A 20,459-nucleotide genomic window follows, 5' to 3' on the forward strand; every position below is an offset into this window, starting at 1 on the left:
GCAGATTGTGCTTCCATTCTCGCACTAGCGAGCGCCCGCCTTCGAGGCGATCGTCGGACCCAGCCGACTGAGGGAGAAGGTGTCGACTGTCACCGTTGCGATCTGGATATCCTGTTGTATCCAGGCCAACAAGTCGCCTCCCTGGACCGTGTTTGACGAATTGATCTTGGGATGATCGCCCGCATTTGTCGATCCATTGATCAACATCGCAAGAGCGCGCATTGCCGGCAGTCCCGTCAGCAGCGCTTGCCAAACGATCCACCGGACTCGGTGACGCTCGGCCAAATTCCACTCGATACTCCTCGATCTTGCGATCAAAGCAGTCGACAGCTTCACCTCAGAATGCTGGTTTGCCAGATTGGCAGAAGACCATTCCGCCAACTCTTGAGCACCTCGATCAAAACGATGAAACGTGCGCCCCCGCGAATCGACATCTTGCCACTTTTGCCAGTTGTATTTGGCCTTGGCGAAATCGAGGCGGCCGCGGCGATCGGCGTCTCCGCGAGTAAGTTCCGCGCGCTGGTCAAAGAAGCTCGGATGCCGCGCCCTCGACGAATTGACCGGCGCTCTGTCTGGGACGTTGATGAGCTGCGCGCGGCGTTCAAGGCTCTTCCTCATGAAGGAGAGAGCGAAGGATCCGACACATGGGCGGACGTGGTATAATTCGGTTGAAATATGTTCACGCGTTTCGTGATCGTACCGGCCGCATGCGTTACTACTTCCGCCGCGATGGAAGGCGTACGCCCCTTCCCGGCTTGCCAGGCTGTCGTGAGTTCATGGACGCATACGGGGCGCTGTTGGCCAACAGGCCAAAGCCTGCTGAGCTACGACGGGCGGCAGCTCCCAAGACCTTCGCCGCACTTGCGATCCTCTATTATGGCTCTCCCCAGTATCGATCGCTGTCCACTTCCAGCCGCACCAACTATCGGCGAGTGATTGACGGCTTCCTGGAAGAACACGGCCACCGACGTGTCGATCAAATGACGAGAGAACATGTCGACATCGTCATCGGCAAGATGGCCGACAGGCCGGGAGCCGGCATAATTTTGCTGAAGCGAATCCGAACCCTGATCCGCTACGCCATGGCGCTGGGCTGGGCAGATCGAGATCCGACTGCCGGCGTGCGGGGATACAAGTCGAAGGAAATTCACACCTGGAATGAAAGCGAGATAGCAGTCTTCGAGCGTCACTGGCCGGAAGGCACACGGGAGCGCCTAACGTTTGCGCTGCTCCTGTACACTGGTCAACGCGGGTCGGACGTCTATCGGATGACGTGGGCGGACATTGCGGATGGCGCAATTCGCGTTGCGCAGCAGAAGACCACAACCAAACTCACTGTTCCGATCCATGAAGCGTTGGAGCGTGTGCTTTCGACCGCGAACCGTGGTCACCCGACAATCCTGGCCACAGCCTACGGCGAGCGGTTCTCAGTGAAGGGCTTCGGCCAGATGATTTCGGCCGCGATCCGGGAGGCAGGGCTCCCCCAGCGCTGCAAAGCCCATGGGCTCCGAAAAGCGGCCGCGCGGCGATTGGCCGAGGCCGGATGTTCTGCAAGCGAGATCGCTGCGATTACCGGGCATAAGACGCTGGCAGAAGTCGAGCGTTACACACGCGCGGCGGACCAAGAACGGCTGGCGAGACAGGCGATCCAGCGGCAGTCCGAAAACCAAAGTGGCAAACCGCAAATTGGCGAAGTGGCAAACCCCACCGACGAAGCTATAAAGATCAATAGCTTAGCTTGGAATGTGGCGCTCCCTAGGGGAATCGAACCCCTGTTTCAGCCTTGAGAGGGCCGCGTCCTAACCGCTAGACGAAGGGAGCGTGAGGTGAACCGCATAGCCTTGAACGCGCCGCGCCGCAAGACGGAAGAGGCAAATTTCGCATGCGATGTTGCGGACGGGTTTTCGCCGCCGGCCTCACGGCGCCTGGAGCTGGGCCATCAGCGCGGCGCCCGGGCCGGGGTCCATGCGATACAGCACGGTGCCCGACATCGCGCCGGACAGACCCGACCTAGGGGGCATCAAAGTGCCGCTGCCGCCGGCATAGGCCTGGTTCAGCAGCACCTGGCCGGGCGGGCCATAGGGCGTCGCGCCGAGGCACAGATAGTAGACCTGCCCGGCCTCGACCTGGATCTCGGTCTCATAGGGCAGCGAAATGCCGGAATTGACCGACAGCTCGTAGGTGCCGGCCGGACGATCGACGAACAGATAATAGCCGTTGCGCAGCGCGCCGACGGTCTTGCCGGCGACCTTGACGTCGGCGGTGCCCGCCGTGGTGCCCATGGCGCCGACGAGGCCCTTCTCGCGCAGGAAATAGATCCGCGCCATCCGCCCGTCGCGCTGCTTGGTCTGCGATTCCAGCGCCGTCGTGGCGGCGCAGGCGGTCAGCAGCAGCGCCGCCGCCAGCAGGCTCAGCGCGCGCGAAAGATGTCCGGTCATTCCACCCCACTCCAGAGTTCCCCGGGGGTCTTTAGAGCAGACATGGAACCGGCGGACAACGATACCGGGAGTGGCAGATGGGCCGGCTTTCGCGGGTTTGGCGATGGTTCCCGGGACGAAGCCGAGCTGTCAGCCGCACCGACGGTGCGCCCCCTCTCCCGCTTGCGGGGGAGGGTTGGGGTGGGGGCGGCCGCGGGCGACGGTGCCAATGGAGAGAATTCCCCCACCCGCATCGCATCTTCGATGCGATGCGACCTCCCCCGCAGGCGGGGGAGGCGCTGACTGCCCGTGTCGAGAGAGATGGGCCGAAATGGCCGGGCGAAACCGCCCTGCCCTCACGGCTCCACCGCGAAGCGGAGGCGGCCGGTGGGTTTCAGGGTCTTGGCGTCGAAGGTGCGGATCTCGGTGGTGCCGCCCACATCGAGCGTCACCGCCAGGCGGTCGCCGGCGGTGCCGGTGGCGACGATGCGGGCGCCCTTCGGGAGCATGGCGGTGAGGTCGGGGCCCGAAGCTGTGCTTCCATCGCCGCGGAAAAGGCGGTAGCCGATGGCGACCAGAAGCACTGCGATCGCGATCGAGGTGGTCACGCCCGCGATCATCATCATGCGCCGCAGCCGCGCCATCAGCTGGGCCTGCTCGGGCGAGGACGGCTCGGGCGCAACGGTAGAATTCATGGACATCTCGACTTCACAATCCCACGGTCTGATGACGGTCACGGTCGCCGGCGACGAAGGCTCGCCGCGGCTCGATCGCGTGCTCGCGGCCAGGCTGCCGGAGCTGTCGCGGTCGCGGCTGAAGGCGCTGATCCTGGCCGGACAGGTGTCGCTCCGTGCCGAGGCGGTGCGGGACCCCGCTTATCACGTCGCCGCCGGCGACACGATCACAATCGACGTGCCGGAGGCTGTCGCCGCCGAGCCCGCGGCCGAGGCGATCCCGCTGAAAATCATCTACGAGGACGACGACATCGTCGTCATCGACAAGCCGGCCGGCCTCGTCGTGCATCCCGCGGCCGGGCACGAGACGGGAACGCTGGTGAATGCGCTGATCGCGCATTGCGGCGCCAGTCTTTCCGGGATCGGCGGGGTCAAGCGCCCGGGCATCGTGCACCGGCTGGACAAGGACACCACCGGGCTGATGGTGGTGGCGAAGAACGATCAGGCGCACGCCTCGCTGAGCGCGCAGTTCGCCGACCACGGCCGCACCGGCGCGATGGAGCGCGGCTATCTCGCCTTTGCCTGGGGCGTGCCGCACCGGCCGCACGGCACCATCAATGCGGCCATCGACCGCCATCCGCATGCCCGCGACAAGATGGCGGTGCGCGCAAAAGGCCGCGAGGCCATCACCCATTACGAGGTGCAGGAGAGTTTTACCGGCCGCGACGGCAAGCCGGTGGCGTCGCTGATCGCCTGCCATCTCGAGACCGGGCGCACCCACCAGATCCGGGTGCATCTGGCCCATCTCGGCCATCCGCTGCTCGGCGATGCCGTCTATGGCCCGCATTTCAAGACCAAGGCGAACCAGCTCGCCCCGCCCGCGCGGGCAGCGCTCGAGGCGCTCGGGCGGCAGGCGCTGCACGCCTATCTGCTGGTCATCGAGCACCCGCGGACGGGAGAAATAATGCACTGGGAATCGGAGCTGCCGGAGGATCTCATGCTTTTGAGAGACGCCCTGCGAGCGGCGCTATGACGCAGCGCCTTCAGAAAACCGCAAGCATGCCAACAGGTTATGGCAGCCACACGGGGACGTGACCCCCGGAATCCTTCCACCGGGGGGCGAAAATGGTGTATGTTGCGCCTGCGTCGAATGGTCGACGCATGGAACGTCGCAAACCGGCCGGCTTTAACCAAGCGACCGCTTTGCCTGGCCCGCCGCTATCGGGGGCCTGAACCAACTGGAGGGCGCTCGATGGCCCGTACAGCTACACTGCCGGTTCTCAACGGAGAATCGGGACTTTCACGCTACCTCGCCGAGATCCGCAAGTTCCCGATGCTGGAACCGCAGGAGGAGTACATGCTCGCCAAGCGTTGGCGCGAGCATGACGACAGCGACGCAGCGCATAAACTCGTGACCAGCCACCTCAGGCTCGTGGCCAAGATCGCCATGGGCTATCGCGGCTACGGCCTGCCGATATCCGAAGTCGTTTCGGAAGGCAATGTCGGCCTGATGCAGGCTGTGAAGAGGTTCGAGCCCGAGAAGGGCTTTCGCCTCGCCACCTACGCCATGTGGTGGATCAAGGCGTCGATACAAGAGTACATCCTGCGATCGTGGTCGCTCGTGAAGATGGGCACGACCGCGAACCAGAAGAAGCTGTTCTTCAACCTGCGCAAGGCCAAGAGCCGCATCAACGCGCTGGATGAAGGCGATCTGCATCCGGATCAGGTCAAGCTGATCGCGAAGCGCCTCGGCGTGACCGATCAGGACGTGGTCGACATGAACCGCCGCCTCGGCGGCGACGCCTCGCTGAACGCGCCGATCCGCGACGACGGCGAAGCGGGCGAATGGCAGGACTGGCTGGTCGACAATACGCCCAACCAGGAAGCCATCATGGCCGAGCACGAGGAATACGACCACCGGCGGCAGGCGCTGAACGGCGCGATCGGCGTGCTCAACGCGCGCGAGCGCCGCATCTTCGAGGCGCGGCGCCTGGCCGACGAGCCGATGACGCTCGAGGACCTGGCGGCCGAGTTCGGCGTGTCGCGCGAGCGCGTGCGCCAGATCGAGGTGCGCGCGTTCGAGAAGGTGCAGTCCGCCGTCAAGGGCGCCATCGCCAGGCAGGAAGCGGCGGCCCTGGAGGCCGCGCACTAGACGCGCGGCTTGCTTGAAGGTGGTTTTTGGATGCGATCGGAGCCGGCGGAGACGCCGGCTTCTTGTTAGGTGCAGTTAGTCGGGCGCGGCGCGGGCGAGCTCGGCAAGCGCACAGCCCTCGCAATAGCGGGCGTCCTTGTAGTCGATCCAGTTGTGCGCATAGATCCGCTCCCGGGCGATGCCATAGCGCAGCCGGAGCAGCTTCGAGAGCACGCGCCAGGCGGCGACCTGGGCGTCCGTAGGAGGCGTGGTGACGTCGGGATAGTTGCCGGCGAACTCCACGCCAATGGAATTGTCGCGCACGACCTTGCGATAGGTGGGGCCGTTGTCGATATAGCGGCTGTCGTTGCGGTTGGCGCCGTCGCCATGCAAGGTCACCAGGGTGTCCGGCACCGCCCAATACACCGTGCCGTCGGTTTCCACCCACACGGTGACGCCGCGCCGTTTCGGGTTCTTGGCTTGCGCCAGCGCCCCGGCTCGCGCCGACCCGGCCGGACCCTCGGTCTGGTGGACGATGATGTTGGTCCAGGGATGGGCCTTGGCCGGATCGCCCCACGGCGCCAGCCAGACCATCTTCAGTCCCGGGATGTCCGGGGTGCCGGACGAACGGGCGAGCGACGTGAGATCCTCAGCCGCAACAGGCCGAGACAGCGCGACGAGAAGCAGCGCGAGCGCTGCGCGGAGGGAGAACAGGACCGGCCTCATGGTCGGCAACGATAGCACCGGCTACCCGGCGGCGGCATCCTGCCGACGCGGCGGCGCCATCATCGGCTCGATCTGGTCCGGCGCCAGTGTCGGCGTCTCGTGGTCGGCGGCGAAGACGGCATAGCGGTTCTTGCCCTCCTTCTTGGCGGCATAGAGCGCCTGGTCCGCTCGCGCCATCAGCCGGTCGGGGAATGCGCCGACATCCTCGGTCCATTCGGCGACGCCGATCGAGACCTCGATCGGCACCTCGGCGCCGGCACAGGCCTCCGCATCGTCGCGGCAGACCTGCAGGATGCGCCGCGCGATCATCGCGCCTTCGCGCAAGGCGGACGCCGGCAGCACGATGCAGAATTCGTCGCCGCCGGTGCGCGCCAGCATGTCGCCGGGGCGCAGCCGGGTCTGGGCCATCAGCGTGAAGTGCTGCAGGCAGGCATCGCCGGCGGCATGGCCATGGGTGTCGTTGATGATCTTGAAGCCGTCGAGATCGATCACCAATAGCGCGAACGGCCGCCGCGAGCGCTCGGCGCGCGCGCATTCCTCGCTCAGGCGCTGCATCAGGTGACGGCGGTTGGCGACGCCGGTGAGATCGTCGAGCAGCGCGAGGTCGGCGACCTCGTTGCGCAGCCGGTCCACCGCCATCAGCAGGAAGCCGAAATTGAGCGACATCGACAGGAAGATCAGCAGCAGCACCGCGGCGGCCTGACCGCTGGTGGAGCGGCTGAAATTGAAATCGGCGCCGATGAACGCCCCGATCGAGCGCGCGGCAAACACCGCGATGATCAGAACGGACAGCAGGCCGGCCAGCCGCGCTCCCGGATTGACGGGCCCGCGCCTCGCATCCAGCACCAGCCGCGCGATGATCGCCATGGGGACCGCCTGCCCGATCGAGTAGCACAGGATCCTCAGCGGGCCGTGGTCGTATCCGTATTGGAAAAATGCGATCGACGAGCAGGTCATCGCGACGACGGTCAAGCTCAGTCGCCACGACGCCCTGGAGCCATAGAAGCGCTCGACGCCCATCGCCGCGAGGCAGATCGCGAAGGTCATCAGCGAGCCGCCGACCAGCAGCGGAACGAACGAGCCGAAATAGAACCGCGTCAGCGCGAACGCCGCCGCCGGCGCGCACATGAACGCAGATGCCGTCCAGTACCGCGCCGAATCCAGATTGGGATAGCTGCGCATCACGTAGGCCCAGATCAGGCCCAACGCGAGGAAATTGACCACGAAGGCGGTCCACAGCGTCGGAACGTTCAGCATCCCGACAGCAGGACGCCGCAGGTCCTGTCCTCGATGTTCAATAACGCCGCGCTCATGAGCTACCCTGTTGCTCGAGGCAACATGGGCGCGGCGCAGTTAACGGTTCCTCAAGGGCCCAACCAAGGTTGCGCCTTGGTTTTGAATCAATGAAGACACCTTTTACGATCCGCTAACCTTGTCACACCCCGAGCGCCAGCGGCGCAACTGGCCGGCGAATGCATCGAGCTGTGGATAAGCGCAACCGCGCTGGTGACAGCGTGAGGCAGAGCTTCGCGAATCTGCTGGGATCGACACCCGAGGCTGATGCATGGCTGGCGTGCGCCAGCGAAGCCTCAAAGTCGCGTTGCAATCCATCAACTCCTGACGAGGATTCCATGGCGAAGAAGGCGAAGAAGGCCGCAAAGGCCACCAAGAAAGCTGCGAAGAAGACCAAGAAGGCTGCCAAGAAGAAGTAGTTGCACTTCCCGGGTGGGAGCGCGGCTTCCACCCGGCTCTCAGTCAGCTCGACCCGCTAGCCGATCCTACGTCTCCACCGGTCGGCGGTTGCCACGCAACACGCCTCACCTGATATCGGGCGTGCGCTCGAGCGTCACCTCGGCTTCGCGCAGCACGTCCAGCGGCGCCCACGGCTTGCTCCAGAACTTCGTGCCGCCCGGCAGCGGCTGCGACAACGGCCGGCCAGAAGTGACGACCACATTGATGTGGGGGTGACGCGCCTTGGCGAGATGGGCAAGCTCGACCCCGTTCATGCGGCCCGCCAGATTGACGTCGGTCATCAGCAGCACGATGCGATGACCCGGCTTGTTCAGGACGAGTTCGGCGGCCTCCGCGCTCTCACACGCGATCACGTCGTACTCGCTCTCTTCGAGCAGCAGCGTGATCATCTCGCGCTGCGCCAGATCGTCTTCCACGATCAGTGCGGTGGCGCGAAAAGGTTGCGACTGTCCCATGCAGGTCCTCCACGAATGTGTGCTCGCAAAGTAATGTGAGTTAAAAGCTGAACGGCCGGATGGTTCGGTTCCAATCAGAAAAAGTGGCCGAAAACCCAGCTGCAATTGGAACAGGCACGCAGAACCGGTCGATCAGGGGAGTGAAGCGACAATGACGATCATTCGAGGCGCATCTGCCGCCGTGACAGGCGCAGCCAGCGGCATTGGCCGTGCGCTGGCGCAGGAGCTGGCGGCCCGCGGTTGCGATCTCGCGCTCGCCGACCGCGACGAGGCGGGCCTCGCAAGCCTCGCCGCCGAACTCACCGCAAGCGGCCGCAAGGTGACCACGCACCGGCTGGACGTCAGCGATGTGGCTGCAGTCACCCAGTTCGCAGTAGACGCGACCCGCGCGCATCCCGGCCTCAACATCGTCGTCAACAATGCTGGCGTGGCACTGTTCGGCAGCTTCGCCGAGATCGATCAGGCGGAGATGGAGTGGCTGTTCAACATCAATTTCTGGGGCGTCGTGCACGGCACGCGCGCGTTCCTGCCGCATCTTTCGCGCCAGCGCGAAGCGCACGTCGTCAACCTGTCCTCGATCTTCGGCATCATCGCTCCGCCCGGCCAATCGGCCTACGCCGCGGCAAAGTTCGCAGTAAGGGGATTTTCCGAGAGCCTGCGTCACGAACTCACAGCCGCCGGCAGTCCCGTGCGGCTGTCCGTCGTGCATCCCGGCGGCATCGCCACGGCGATTGCGCGCAATGCCCGCGCCGGCCAGGGCATGACCGACAATGCGCGCCGCGTGCAGGCCATCGAGCGGTTCGAGCGGCTTGCCAGGACCAGCCCGCGCGACGCCGCGTTGCGGATCATCGAGGGCATCGAGCGCAATGAGCCCCGCATCCTGATTGGCGGCGATGCGCGCTTCATGGATCTCCTGCAGCGGTTCATGCCGGCCACCTATTGGCGCGTGATGGCGAAGCGGCTCGAGAAGGCGGCCGCGAAGCAGGGATGAGCCACGGGACAGGAGCCCCCGCCCCGGCTCGCGCCCGTGGCGGATACGCCGGAGTGATCGGCGTGTCGGCGAGCTTGTACTTCAGCCACCCAACGACCGGTCAGGCCGCCCTGATATGGGCTAGGAACTGGTTGACCTCGCTACGCAGCCGGGTCGACTGCTGCGCGAGCTCCCCGGCCGCCGACAGCACCTCGTTGGCGGCGTGGCCGGTCTGCACCACCCCGGACGTGACGCCCGCGATGTTGCGCGTGACGTCCTGGGTCTTGCCGGCGACGACGTTCACATTGCCGGCGATCTCGCGGGTCGCGGCGTCCTGTTGCGCGATCGATGAGGCGATGATGGTCGAGATCTCGTCGACCTCCTGGATCGTGGTGCAGATCATGCCGATGCTCTGGACCGCGGCGGCGGTTTCGGCCTGAACCGCGGCGATCTGAGCACCAATCTCTTCGGTCGCCTTGGCCGTTTGGGTCGCCAGCGTCTTCACCTCGCTGGCGACGACGGCGAATCCCCTGCCCGACTCGCCGGCGCGCGCGGCCTCGATCGTCGCATTCAGCGCCAGCAGATTGGTCTGGCTGGCGATCTGGGTGATGAGTGCGACGACCTCGCCGATCTTGCTGGCCGCAATGTTGAGCCGCTGCACCTTGTCGTTGGATTGCTGCCCTTCGTCCGCGGCCTTGCGAACCACGGACGACGCACGCTCGAGCGTCTTGCTGATCTCGTTCATCGAGGATGACAGCTCCTCGGCCGCCGAGGCAACGGTGTTGACATTGTCCGACGCGGAGCCGCACGCCTGCGATACCGTCAGGGCCTGCTGCTTCGACTGATCGATCGTCACCGACATCGAACGGGCGGTCGCCTCCATTTCGATGGCCGCAGCCGACACGGCGTCGACGACGCCGCGGACGCTGGCCTCGAAGCCATCGGCCACCTCCATCAGCATGCGGCGCCGGTCCTCCTCGGCACGAGCCTGGGCCTTCTCCTGCTCCGCCTGCAGATCCCTCATCCGGACGGCGTTGTCCCTGAAGATCGAAACGGCGCGTGCCATCTGTCCGACCTCGTCCTTGCGCCAGTCGGCCGGGACGCGAACGTCCAGGTTGCCGTCGGCGAGCTCGCGCATGGCGCTCGTCATCTGGACGATCGGGCGGGAGATGCTGCGCGCGATCAACAGCCCGGCGAGCGCGATCAGCACGAGGCCGGCCAGCGTCATCCCGATCGCCAACGCCCCGGCGCGATTGCGGGCCTGGATGAACTCGCTGTTGTCCATGATGATCTCGACGGCCCCGATCGGCTTGCCGGAGAAATCCTTGATCGGGCCCAGCAGCGCGACGACCGGAACACCCTTGAGCTGTCCTTGGCGCGACAGGAAGCTGCCGGCCGATGCCTCCCGATAGTCGCCGCTTGCAAAGAAGGAGGTCTCCCCGATCGTCGTCGCGAACAGCTTGAAGCCGGTGTCACCGGCCAGGCGGAACGCAACCTCGACATTCCGGCTGCGCTTGAACTCGTCGAAGAAGTTTTGGCCAAAGGTCAGGCCGAACTCGACCGAACCCAGATGTTTGCCGGCGGAAACGATCGGTACGACGCCGCGCAGGCCGAGGCCGGCAACGCCGCCCTCCAGCCCGACGATCGGCTTGCGGTCGGTGTTGGCGGCCACCACCGTCTTGCGGAATCCCGACAGATCGTCGCCGAACTTGGCGGGCTGGTGCACCCGCAGGAAGGACATCGCCGGCGGCGTGTGAAACTGAAACTGGTCGACGCCGTAATCGGATTTCAGGCTGGCCATGCCCGCGCCGAACAGCCGCATCAAGGCGTCGCGGTCGTTCTGCGCCATGGCGTCCTGGACAGCAGGGATCTTGGCGACCACCGCGCTCATCGCTTCCGCGCGGGTCGACTCCAGCTGCAGGCGCGAATTGAAGGCGTCATATTGGGCGTGGAGCTCGCGCTCATTGGCGCGGTCGATGATACCGCCGATGATCCACATGGCGACCAGCAGCACGAAGAGGGCCGTCGCTGCCGCACCGATCACCAGAGAAAGGGTGATCCGGGTTCTCAAGCCAACAAACTTCAACATGCAATCCTCGAACGTCGACCGGTGTTCGAGTATTGCAGCGTTGCAACTAATTATTCCTGAACGAGTCAACCAATGGACTGGACCAACAGCAGATTAGCTGCTGCGAGGCGAGAACGGCTATCGAAGCTTTCCGCCGCACACTTTGCTCTTAACCTGCCGCAATCCATGCTGGTTGCAGATCATTTCATCTCAACCAGAACGGATCCGCTCGGAACGTCCTGACAGAGCAGAACGTCCGACCTGTCCGGCAGGGCGCGTTCAGGCAACAGGACCGCCGCGCGCCCGCCAGCCGCTCATGCCGCCGGCATAGTGGCGGATATCCTGCCGCCCGGCCGACAGCGCCCGCCGCAGGGCGGTGGCCGAGCGGCCGCCGGCCTGGCAGATCAGAACCACCGGCTTGTCGTGCACGAGGCTGCCCGGGTCGAAACGCGACAGCGGGTGATTGACGGCGCCAGGGATGTGGCCGCCCTTGAACTCATGCGGCTCGCGCACGTCGACGATGACGCAGCTCCGCTGCTGATGCGCCCGCACCAGCTCATCATGCTCGATCGCCGGCACGCTGGTCGACCCGGTCAACCTGCTGAACAGTCCTGATAGCATGGGAGGAACCTCTCACTGTTTGACATAGGGGCATTCGGGCGACTCAGCCTAGCCCTGTGTCCGCTTCGCTTTGGCCCCGGACGCTTCGACCCAGAAGAAGAACGCACCTGCACCGATCGCCAGCGCGGCGAACCAGACGCCATCCGGCACGCCGGTGATGTCGGGCAGCCGCACCTTGCCGAGCGCCCAAACGTTCAGGACGTGGGCCTTCACCCAGTCGAAGCTCAGCGCATAGAGGATCGCACCGACGATCATGCCGAAAGCGCCCACTGCGGCATGCACGCTGCCGCTGGCGATGGCGCCGAGCGCGGTGCCCGGGCAGTAGCCGTAAACCACCATGCCGACGCCGAACAGCGCCGCGCCGAGCGCGACCGCAAGCATGTTGGCGTCCTTGACGTAATACTTGGTGTTGCCGGTATCGACCAGCAGCAGAACGCCGATACCGCCGACCACGATCGCCGTGCCCATCACCTTCAGCACGGTGAAGTCGCGCAGCCGGAACTGGTTCTCGATCACGTTGCAGCTCGTGACCTTGCCCTGCTGCAGGAGATAGCCGAACACGGCGCCCATCAACAGCGGGCCGGCGATGCTCATCAATGACGTCATGGCCCTTCTCCTATGCTTTGCGGAACATGACGCGCGACACCACCAGGCCGGTCGCGAACATCACGGCGAGGAACAGCCAGCTCGACAGCGCCAGTTGCAGACCGCCTGAAATGCCGTGGCCGCTGGTGCAGCCGCCGGCCAGACGCGCGCCATACATGATGACGATGCCGCCGAGAAACGCAGCGACGAAGCGCTTGAACACCGACGGACCAAAGCGCTCCCTCCAGACCTCCGGCACCAGCTCGAGCCGCCACGTGCCGGAGACAACCGCCGACAAGAATGCGCCGAGCGGAATGCCGACCAGAAACCAGACGCCATAGTCCCATTTCAACGGCATCGACTTCCAATAGCTGTTGGCGGCGACGGCGTCGGATCCGATCACCGGCACGGCGAACAGCGACGCGATGCGCGAGAACGCCGTCGTCACACCGAGCGGGTCGCCGAACCCGGCAAAGGCCACCCAGCTGAGGATGCCGATGCCGGCGCCGACCAGATAAGGCGACCAGTCGATGCGCCCGGACTGGCCCAGATCCTTGACCATCACATCGTTCATCATTGCCACGACGGATCCTCCCTGCTGACGCGGTCCAACGGCGCGACCGACGCACGCCACCATATGCATATATTCGAATTTATGCAATTATAAATCAGCCGGTGCCGATACGTGAAAGGCGAGGTCCTGCGGCAGCGTGACGGCGAGGACCCAGCTGCACGGACGACCTCGGGGATCGCAGGCCCGAGCAAACCGCAGCGGAGCATGATCCGCCGCAGCCCGACGCGCTGTTCATGTCGGCCCGGCCTCTCGCAGATCCACCGTCACCACACGACTCGGTCGCGCAGCTTGCCGCGGCCGCGGGAGAAGTCCTCGAGATGAGGCTCACGGGCCAACGCAGAAGCGAGGGCCCGGCGAGTGGCGGCGAGATCGGATCTGCGCGGGTCTCAGTCGCCGCGAGTTCCTAGGCGGCTCTCACGCCGGCGATGAACTTCTTCACTTCCATGCTTAGTCTGGCACTGTCGTCGGCCAGCGATTTCGCGGCGGACAGCACCTGGGACGCGGCGGTTCCGGTATCGACGGCGCCGCGCTGCACATCCGCAACGTTGGCTGAGACCTGCTGCGTTCCCGCCGCCGCGTGCTGGACGTTGCGCGAGATCTCCTGCGTGGCAGCGCCCTGCTGCTCCACGGCCGATGCGATCGTCGACGAAATCTCCTGCAATTTCTCGATGGTGATGCTGATGTCGCGGATGGCACCGACGGATTGCTGGGTGGCGGACTGGATGCCGGAGATCTGCTGGCCGATCTCGCCCGTGGCCTTCGCCGTCTGCTCGGCCAGCGCCTTGACCTCGGATGCGACCACCGCAAATCCGCGGCCGGCCTCGCCGGCGCGTGCGGCCTCGATCGTTGCATTCAGCGCGAGCAGATTGGTCTGTCCGGCAATCGTATTGATCAGCTCGACGACGTCGCCGATGCGGGCAGCGGACTTCGAGAGCTCGCTGACCTGTTCATTGGTCTTGCGGGCCTGTGCCACCGCCTCATTGGCCATCCGGGCCGAATCCTGGACTTGCCTGCTGATCTCGTTGACGGACGCCGAGAGTTCCTCGGTCGCAGATGCCACCGACTGCACATTGGTGCAGGCTTCCTCGGAAGCTGCGGTGACGGATGTGGCCAGGTTCTGTGCACGGCTCGCCGTGTTGCTGAGGCCGCCGGCGTGACCTTCCAAAGTGCTCGATGCCGTGGACACGGTGTCGACGATCTCGCCGACCACGGCCTCGAAGCGGCCAGTGATCTCGTCGAGCCGCCGGCCGCGTTCCAGTTTCACCTCTGCCTCTCTCGAAGCGATATCGTCGGCCTGCTTCTTCGCAATCAAGGCGGTCTTGAAGACCTCCAGGGCGTCGGCCATCATGCCTACTTCGGTCTTCTGACCGCGATAGGGAATCTCCGTCGCCAGGTTGCCCTCACCGAGCGCCTGCATCGGCCTGATGATGGAAGCGATGCACCGGGAAATGTCGCGAACGAACCAGCTTCCGACGCCGATGCCGGCGAGAACGGCAAGGACGATGACCGTCGACATCAGTGCAAATGCCTCGGCATAGCCGTCCGCGGCGATCTTGGTTTCGGCGTCGGCGCCGCGATTGTTGAGGTCAATCAGCTTTCGAAGATATTCGTCCGACTGATTGGCGACGCCCCGGACCGTCTTGTTGAACAGATCGCTCGCCTGCTTGGTCGCGTTGCCGTTCCCTGCGCGCAGCACCTCGAGCACGCCATCGGCGGCCTTGACATATTGCTCCCAACCCCGCGACCAGCTCGCGAACAGGCTGCGCTCCTCGGCCGACGAGATCATCGCCTCATAGGAGCGGTGCGCCGTCGCGATGACGGCGAGCGTTGCCTTCATATTGCGGTCGAGATTGTCCTTCTCCTCAGTCGTATCAGCCGTCATGTAGGCTCGCAGCTGCGCCCGATTGAGATTGATCGCCGAACGCAACTCGCCGAGCACGCGCACGCTCGGCAGCCAGTTCTTGGCGATCTGTTCGGTATGCGTGTTGATTGTCTGCATGCCGCGGACGGCCAGCAATCCGACGATGGTCATCGCCACCAGCAGCAGCGCAATGACGGCCGCCATTTTTGCTCGAATGGAGAGTTGCGACATCACGCGTGCCTTTCGTAGTCCCGGCGATTCGTATCGGTCCGCCGCATGATTGCGTCGTCCCCTCGCGACGGTAACACCCGACCTTCGCAAATTGGTTAACGGGCGGGATCTCCAGACTGGAATCTAGCAACGTCATGTTCGGGCGCGATGGTCCGAATGCCGTGTTCGGCACGCATCTCCCGTGGCCGATCCGCGGACTACGCAATCCGCGCTCCGTCGTGACGACGCAAGGACGCGTGTCTTCAGGTTCGATCCGAACTGATCAGACAATATTCTTCGTCAGAAGCTTGAAGTGCGCCGACACGCCAGGCGTCGACGAGCCTGTGACAGACAGGTCCCGGAGATTCATGGATGCTGCGCCTTGACGGTGCATGTCCAACGCCGCTCAGCAGAAGCAGGCTCGCTTCCGCAGGATGCCTCAAGAAGGCATGACGGAGGGCGACTGAACCGGGCTCTGCGCCGGCTTGGTGGCGAACAGCCAGCGGTCGACGACAAAATCGGTGACGGCCGCACCCAACCACATGCCGCCGAGCACGATCCACGCTGTGAGCGCAAACACCGATGCCCCGGTTACACCGGCGCCAACGGCGCAGCCGCCCGCCAGCATCGCGCCGAATCCCATCAGGACGGCGCCTATCATGTAACGGCGCATGCCGCGCCCATCCGAGAAGCCTTCGAGATTGAGTTCACGCGCCAGCGCGGCCGCAACGAACGAGCCGATGAACACACCCGGAATGATGCCGAGATCGAAGCCCGGCTTCAGCTGCGGGCTGGCGAGCACCTGCATCAGCAGCTCCGCCGAAGGACCGCTGAATGTCAGGCTCTTCAGCGGCACCGGCGAGAACGACGCCTGGCCGAGCTGATAGGTGAGGAGCCAGCCCCCGGCGACCGCCGCGCCCGCGGCCACCGCCGAGCGCAGAATCTTCGGGCCAACCTGAAACTTCGACACGGCGGCGAGCCCGGCGAGGAACCACAGCATTCCGAAGCCGAGCTTCTCGGGCGTACCCCCGCCGAACAGGCTCATGATGTCGCGCGACGGTCCGCCGTCGACGAGCCAAAGATTGGTGAGCCACTCGCGTGCCGGCGCGAGCAGGCCGCGATAGGCGGACTGCGCCGTCACCGCGAAGACGAGGCCGGACAGCAGCGCCCGCAGATTGCCGTTGGCCGAGAGCACCAGCAGACGGCTGGCACAGCCTCTCGCCAGGATCATGCCGGAGCCGAACAGCGTGCCGCCGATCATCGCGCCGGAAATGCTGCCCTGCTGCGCCAGCTGGCGCGCTTCGGAGACGTCGAGCAGGCCCATCGCCACCAGCGCCTGGGTGCCCAGCAGCGCCGAGGCGAAGGTGAGGAGCCACACCGCCAGCCGCGGACCGCCCTGCCCGCGCGCGAACTCGACCGTGGCCGCCCGGAGACAGAAGCGGCTGCGCTGGGCGAAGAAGCCGAACGCGCCGCCGGCCGCGAGCCCGCACAGCAGCGAGACCAGCTCCTCACCCAGAAGGTCGATCAATGCGGTGAGCACAGGCGCTCCCGTCGTTCAGGCCTGCCGCTCAACATACCGGGCGGCATCGGCAAGGACGCATGCGCCCGTCACGGGCGCAGGTAGGCGTATCCACTCTGCTGCAGCTCGGTGAGGCGCACGACGCCGCCCTTCTCCGCCACCGCGAAGCCTGGCAAGAGATCGTCGAGCTTCACGCCTTGCGCCTTCATGGTGTTCGCACAGGCCTCGAAGCCGACGCCGGCCTTCATGAGGCGCTCGGCCAGAGCCGCGATGGTCTGGTCGGCCGAAATCGCATGAAAGGCCCGCAAGCCCGGACCGTGGATCACCAGGCGAATGTCTGCGCGTCCAGGTCCGCCGGTGCCGTCGACGTGGTTCTGGAGGTTGCCGAGAACGAACAGGGCGCGGTCCTGATCGGCGAGATGATAGGCGACGCGCTGGCGCGGAGATTCCGTCGCCGCGCGTGCGCTGCTCACACCGAAGATTCCAAACAGGCCGGCAAGACCGGCTTGCATCAAAGATCGACGTTCCATGGTGGCTCCTAACGCGCGGCTGCAATGAATCCTGCGATGCGATCAGCGGCATCCTCGGCCGCGAGATCGCGAAAGAAGTGATCTGCGTCGTCAATCGTCTCCAGTCGGACACGGCTGCCGGCGCGTGACGCCAGCGGCGCGAACGACGCTGCCACGTCCGGTACCGTCTTGTCTTGCGCTGCCGCAAGCACCAGAACCGGCAGGCTCACATCGGCGACCAGCGCCGCCGTATCCTGGCGCCGGTCGGCGCGATAGAATGCTGCGAATGCGCGCGCCGTCACCTTGGCATCGCGGCAATAGATGAAGCCCGGCACCGACATCCAGTCACCGCCGCGCCCGGCGGCGATCGCAGCCTCGGCCTTGTCGAGCAGCGGCGCCAATCGCTGGCCGTAGCTCTCCGCATAGGCGTCTCTCAAACCGGCCTCGATGCTCGCCGTCGCCGGCGCCAGCAGGATCGCACCGTCGACCGCCGCTTTGGGATTGGCGGCCAGATAGCGCGCGACCTGATTGGCGCCGCGCGAATGACCGAGGACGAAGACGTGCGACGACGTCTTGCGCGCTTCACTCAGCCAGGCGGCGATCTCCACGACAGCATCGTCCGTCACATAGTCATGGGGTTTGGCACAATCGTACATGCCAGTGCGGCGATCGAGACCGAGCACGAGATTGTGCGCGAGCGAGGCGATCCCCCGCTCGGCCAACGCCTTGGACAGGCCCTGGATGGTCTCCATGTCCTTGTGCGCGAGCGTGCCGTGCGTCATCAGCACCAGCGGCACATCCGGTCCAGACTGCGCCGGCAGTCGGAGCGTGCCGAGCGCCGTACGCCCGCCGATCGTGAGCTCGCGCGGCTCCTCGGCCGCGAAGGCGATCGACGCAATGAACGAGACGACAAGAGCGAGCCACCACCGCATCGCAAATTCCTCAGGGACGCACGATCGTCCAGTTCTTCTCGGACAGCTCCAGCAGGGTCGCGACCCCGGTCTTGACGACCGTGACACCGTCGAGCAGAGGCGGCTGCCGTCCCTCCTTGCTCGCGAGCGTCTCCAAGGTATTGCCGCAGGCGATGAAGCTCACATTGGGCATCGACTTGGCGAAGCCGAGCACCCGCTCCTTCACCGGCGAGCGGTCGGCCAGCAGCATGTCGAGGCCGCCATTGAACGCGACGATCACGATCTCGACCTCCGCGCCCTCGCCCGAATAGTGGCGGGAGACATTCGCGGCCACGTCGAGCACCGCGCGCATCTTGGCCGGATCCTCGTCGCTGATCTGCAGCGCGAGCCTATGTGGCTCGGCTGCAGTGGCGATGGACGCAACCCCGCTTCCGGCCAGGGCGACGGATGCGGCCGCCAACAGCATCTGGCGGCGGCTGCATCCGGCAATCCTCACTCGACGCCTCGCGGCTTACCGTCCTTGTCTTCCGGCGTGACGTCGACCGCTGTCGCGCGTCCGGTGATCTTGACCGGCGCGATGCAGTTCTTCATGCAAGGATCCTTCTGCCAGAACGCCTTCTCGCTCGTGCTCCGGTCATCCATGATGAACCCGCCCTCGTTCGGCATCTTGATCGTGGCGAGATTGCTGTTGCTCAGCTCGAAGTTCTGATCGGTGATCACGTCGTTCAGATACAGCACATAGGCAACCAGCGCGTAGTACTCGTCGACCTTCAGCGACTGCGGGCTGCCGAATGGCATCGCGTGGCGGACGTAGTCGAACAGCGTCGAGGCGTAGGGCCAGTAGGAACCGACCGTCTTGACCGGATTGTCTGATGTCAGCGATCCCTTGCCGCCGGCGAGCACCGGCCAGCGGCCGGCACCCTCGCCGAATTCGCCATGGCAACTGGCGCAATTGTCCATGAACAGCTTCTCGCCCTGGGCGACAGTGCCCTTGCCGACTGGCAGCCCCTGCCCGTCCGGACGCACGTCGATGTCCCAGCCGCGGATCTCCTCAGCGCTCGGCGCGCGGCCGATGTTGAAGCGCTGCGGCGCCTTGGCATCGGACTTGGCCTCGGTCTTCTCGCTCGGACCGCCGGCGAACGCCACCGAGCCCGCAAGCGTTGCCAGCGCTGCGGCGGCAATGATGAGCTTAGGCGACCTCGACATTCTCGACCTCACCGTTTGCCTGCACATGCCAGGTCTGGATGCCATTGTTGTGATAGATGGAGTTGTAGCCGCGGACCTTGCGCAGCTCGGCCTTGGACGGCTGGACGTAGCCGGTCTCGTCCTGGACGCGCGACTGCAGCAGCAGCGGCTCGCCGTTCCAGTCGAACTCGTAGTAGAACCGGGTCAGCGCCTTGTCGAGCACCGGGCCGTCGATCCGCGCCGGCCACCAGTTGCGGCCGCCATCGAGCGACACGTCGACGCGCTTGACCTTGCCGTTGCCCGACCACGCCAGTCCCGAGACGATCGTGAAGCCCTTGCCATGCTTGATCGGAGCCTGCGGGCTCGGGCTCGTGATCACCGACTTGGCATCCATCGCCCAGGTGAAGCGCCGCGCCTTTCCGTTCGGCAAGAGATCGGTGTATTTCGAGGTTTCCTCGCGGGTGTGCCAGGGCTGGTCGCCGACCTTGATACGGCGCAGCCACTTGACCCAGAGATTGCCCTGCCAGCCCGGCACGACCAGGCGCATCGGATAGCCCTGCTCGGGATACAGCGCCTCGCCGTTCATCTTGTAGGCGATGATGCAGTCGTCGAGCGCCTTCTCGATCGGCAGGCTGCGATCCATCGACGCGGAGTCGGCGCCCTCGACCAGCAGCCATTTGCCGTTGGTCTTGACGCCGGCCTCTTCGAGCAGGGTGCGCAGCGAGACGCCGGTATATTGCACGCAGTGGATCATGCCATGCGTGAACTGGCAGCCATTGAGCTGGGCGCCGCGCCACTCCATGCCGGAGTTGGCCGCGCATTCCATGAAGTGGATGCGGTTGACGCGCGGGTAGCGCTTGAGCTCGTCGAGCGTCAGCAGCAGCGGCCGCTCGACCAGGCCATGGATCATCAGCCGGTGATCGGCCGGATCGACGTCGGCCACGCCGCCGTGATGGCGCTCGAAGCACAGCCCGTTCGGCGTGATGATGCCTTCGAGCTCATGCAGCGGCGTGAAGCTGACCGAGGATTCGCGCGAAGCCGTCAGCCATTCGACGTCGCGGCGGACGACGTCCTTCTCGAACTTCGACGGCTTGCCGTAGGGGCGCACAGCGACGCCCTCGCCGAGGGTCCGCGTCCATTCCGGCACGTTCGGCGGCTGGTTGGCGGGATTGCCGGCGCCGGCACGCGCCTGCGAGGCCAGCGCCGTGGCGGCAAGACCGCCGGCTGCAGTCAGGAAACCACGGCGCGACGCGCGTGTAGCTGAGGGAAGTAGTTTGTCCTTGGACATCGT

The 20,459-nt window shown here is 65.3% G+C and carries 22 protein-coding genes and 1 tRNA gene; 5 read left to right on the top strand and 18 right to left on the bottom strand.

Features of this window, described 5'->3' with window-relative positions:
• Positions 1-24 precede the first annotated feature (24 nt).
• The gene (locus QW887_RS32875) at positions 25-618 is read right to left on the bottom strand and encodes a hypothetical protein (protein WP_316196027.1); all 594 of its coding nucleotides are present in this window, start codon (positions 616-618) and stop codon (positions 25-27) included.
• A gap of 464 nt (positions 619-1,082) precedes the next feature.
• Between QW887_RS32875 and QW887_RS34985 the strand changes: the two genes are divergently transcribed.
• A complete protein-coding gene (locus QW887_RS34985) occupies positions 1,083-1,787 on the top strand; it encodes a tyrosine-type recombinase/integrase (protein WP_409997996.1) in 705 nt (234 codons plus the stop codon).
• On the opposite strand, the gene QW887_RS32880 is transcribed toward QW887_RS34985, so the two are convergent.
• From QW887_RS32880 to QW887_RS32890, 3 genes are all read right to left on the bottom strand, one after another.
• Positions 1,747-1,821, bottom strand: a tRNA-Glu gene (locus QW887_RS32880). The genes QW887_RS34985 and QW887_RS32880 overlap by 41 nt on opposite strands.
• Before the next feature lie 95 nt (positions 1,822-1,916).
• Positions 1,917-2,438 carry a DUF2846 domain-containing protein gene (locus QW887_RS32885; RefSeq protein ID WP_316171751.1) on the bottom strand — a complete coding sequence of 174 codons (522 nt, stop codon included), beginning with the start codon at positions 2,436-2,438 and terminating at the stop codon, positions 1,917-1,919.
• Between the two features lie 335 nt (positions 2,439-2,773).
• The gene (locus tag QW887_RS32890; protein WP_315718294.1) at positions 2,774-3,112 is read right to left on the bottom strand and encodes a hypothetical protein; all 339 of its coding nucleotides are present in this window, start codon (positions 3,110-3,112) and stop codon (positions 2,774-2,776) included.
• A 31-nt stretch (positions 3,113-3,143) separates the two neighbouring features.
• On the opposite strand from QW887_RS32890, the gene QW887_RS32895 reads away from it, so the two are divergent.
• Positions 3,144-4,124 (top strand): RluA family pseudouridine synthase, encoded by a 981-nt coding sequence (locus QW887_RS32895; RefSeq protein ID WP_316196044.1) that lies wholly within the window; start codon positions 3,144-3,146, stop codon positions 4,122-4,124.
• Between the two features lie 219 nt (positions 4,125-4,343).
• Positions 4,344-5,243, top strand: coding sequence for an RNA polymerase sigma factor RpoH (gene rpoH / locus QW887_RS32900; protein WP_315754871.1), 900 nt, complete (start codon positions 4,344-4,346; stop codon positions 5,241-5,243).
• Positions 5,244-5,318: 75 nt separating this feature from the next.
• Here the strand turns inward: rpoH and QW887_RS32905 are convergent, their stop codons facing one another.
• The gene (locus QW887_RS32905; protein ID WP_316196046.1) at positions 5,319-5,948 is read right to left on the bottom strand and encodes a peptidoglycan recognition family protein; all 630 of its coding nucleotides are present in this window, start codon (positions 5,946-5,948) and stop codon (positions 5,319-5,321) included.
• A gap of 21 nt (positions 5,949-5,969) precedes the next feature.
• Complete coding sequence (locus tag QW887_RS32910; protein ID WP_315718296.1) at positions 5,970-7,205, bottom strand: GGDEF domain-containing protein; 1,236 nt, start codon at positions 7,203-7,205, stop codon at positions 5,970-5,972.
• Positions 7,206-7,432: 227 nt separating this feature from the next.
• Here QW887_RS32910 and QW887_RS32915 point away from each other — a divergent pair, with 227 nt between their 5' ends.
• Complete coding sequence (locus QW887_RS32915; RefSeq protein ID WP_315718297.1) at positions 7,433-7,660, top strand: hypothetical protein; 228 nt, start codon at positions 7,433-7,435, stop codon at positions 7,658-7,660.
• A 105-nt stretch (positions 7,661-7,765) separates the two neighbouring features.
• Here the strand turns inward: QW887_RS32915 and QW887_RS32920 are convergent, their stop codons facing one another.
• On the bottom strand, positions 7,766-8,155 hold the full coding sequence (locus QW887_RS32920) for a response regulator (RefSeq protein ID WP_315718298.1): 390 nt from the start codon (positions 8,153-8,155) through the stop codon (positions 7,766-7,768).
• 151 nt (positions 8,156-8,306) lie between these two features.
• Here QW887_RS32920 and QW887_RS32925 point away from each other — a divergent pair, with 151 nt between their 5' ends.
• Complete coding sequence (locus QW887_RS32925) at positions 8,307-9,146, top strand: SDR family NAD(P)-dependent oxidoreductase (protein WP_315718299.1); 840 nt, start codon at positions 8,307-8,309, stop codon at positions 9,144-9,146.
• A 100-nt stretch (positions 9,147-9,246) separates the two neighbouring features.
• Here the strand turns inward: QW887_RS32925 and QW887_RS32930 are convergent, their stop codons facing one another.
• The 11 genes from QW887_RS32930 to soxC form a co-directional block, all read right to left on the bottom strand.
• Complete coding sequence (locus QW887_RS32930) at positions 9,247-11,214, bottom strand: methyl-accepting chemotaxis protein (protein WP_316186281.1); 1,968 nt, start codon at positions 11,212-11,214, stop codon at positions 9,247-9,249.
• A 258-nt stretch (positions 11,215-11,472) separates the two neighbouring features.
• The gene (locus QW887_RS32935) at positions 11,473-11,814 is read right to left on the bottom strand and encodes a rhodanese-like domain-containing protein (RefSeq protein WP_315718300.1); all 342 of its coding nucleotides are present in this window, start codon (positions 11,812-11,814) and stop codon (positions 11,473-11,475) included.
• A 48-nt stretch (positions 11,815-11,862) separates the two neighbouring features.
• Positions 11,863-12,420, bottom strand: coding sequence for a YeeE/YedE thiosulfate transporter family protein (locus QW887_RS32940; RefSeq protein ID WP_316186280.1), 558 nt, complete (start codon positions 12,418-12,420; stop codon positions 11,863-11,865).
• Between the two features lie 10 nt (positions 12,421-12,430).
• Positions 12,431-12,973, bottom strand: coding sequence for a YeeE/YedE thiosulfate transporter family protein (locus QW887_RS32945; RefSeq protein ID WP_316186283.1), 543 nt, complete (start codon positions 12,971-12,973; stop codon positions 12,431-12,433).
• Positions 12,974-13,376: 403 nt separating this feature from the next.
• Positions 13,377-15,065 carry a methyl-accepting chemotaxis protein gene (locus tag QW887_RS32950; RefSeq protein ID WP_316196029.1) on the bottom strand — a complete coding sequence of 563 codons (1,689 nt, stop codon included), beginning with the start codon at positions 15,063-15,065 and terminating at the stop codon, positions 13,377-13,379.
• A gap of 418 nt (positions 15,066-15,483) precedes the next feature.
• Positions 15,484-16,584, bottom strand: a complete 1,101-nt coding sequence (locus tag QW887_RS32955) for a YeeE/YedE family protein (protein ID WP_316196031.1) — start codon at positions 16,582-16,584, stop codon at positions 15,484-15,486.
• Positions 16,585-16,652: 68 nt separating this feature from the next.
• Positions 16,653-17,093: a DsrE family protein gene (locus tag QW887_RS32960; RefSeq protein ID WP_410052642.1), complete on the bottom strand. Its 441-nt coding sequence runs from the start codon at positions 17,091-17,093 to the stop codon at positions 16,653-16,655.
• Between the two features lie 8 nt (positions 17,094-17,101).
• On the bottom strand, positions 17,102-18,004 hold the full coding sequence (locus tag QW887_RS32965; RefSeq protein ID WP_315718304.1) for an alpha/beta hydrolase: 903 nt from the start codon (positions 18,002-18,004) through the stop codon (positions 17,102-17,104).
• A 10-nt stretch (positions 18,005-18,014) separates the two neighbouring features.
• Positions 18,015-18,449 (bottom strand): hypothetical protein, encoded by a 435-nt coding sequence (locus QW887_RS32970; protein WP_315718331.1) that lies wholly within the window; start codon positions 18,447-18,449, stop codon positions 18,015-18,017.
• 26 nt (positions 18,450-18,475) lie between these two features.
• The gene (locus tag QW887_RS32975; protein ID WP_315754837.1) at positions 18,476-19,234 is read right to left on the bottom strand and encodes a cytochrome c; all 759 of its coding nucleotides are present in this window, start codon (positions 19,232-19,234) and stop codon (positions 18,476-18,478) included.
• On the bottom strand, positions 19,173-20,456 hold the full coding sequence (gene soxC / locus QW887_RS32980; protein WP_316196033.1) for a sulfite dehydrogenase: 1,284 nt from the start codon (positions 20,454-20,456) through the stop codon (positions 19,173-19,175). Before soxC ends, QW887_RS32975 begins: the two co-directional genes overlap by 62 nt.
• Positions 20,457-20,459: the final 3 nt, after the last annotated feature.

This window comes from Bradyrhizobium sp. SZCCHNRI3052, from assembly GCF_032484895.1.
In the GTDB taxonomy this organism is placed as follows: Bacteria; Pseudomonadota; Alphaproteobacteria; order Rhizobiales; family Xanthobacteraceae; genus Bradyrhizobium.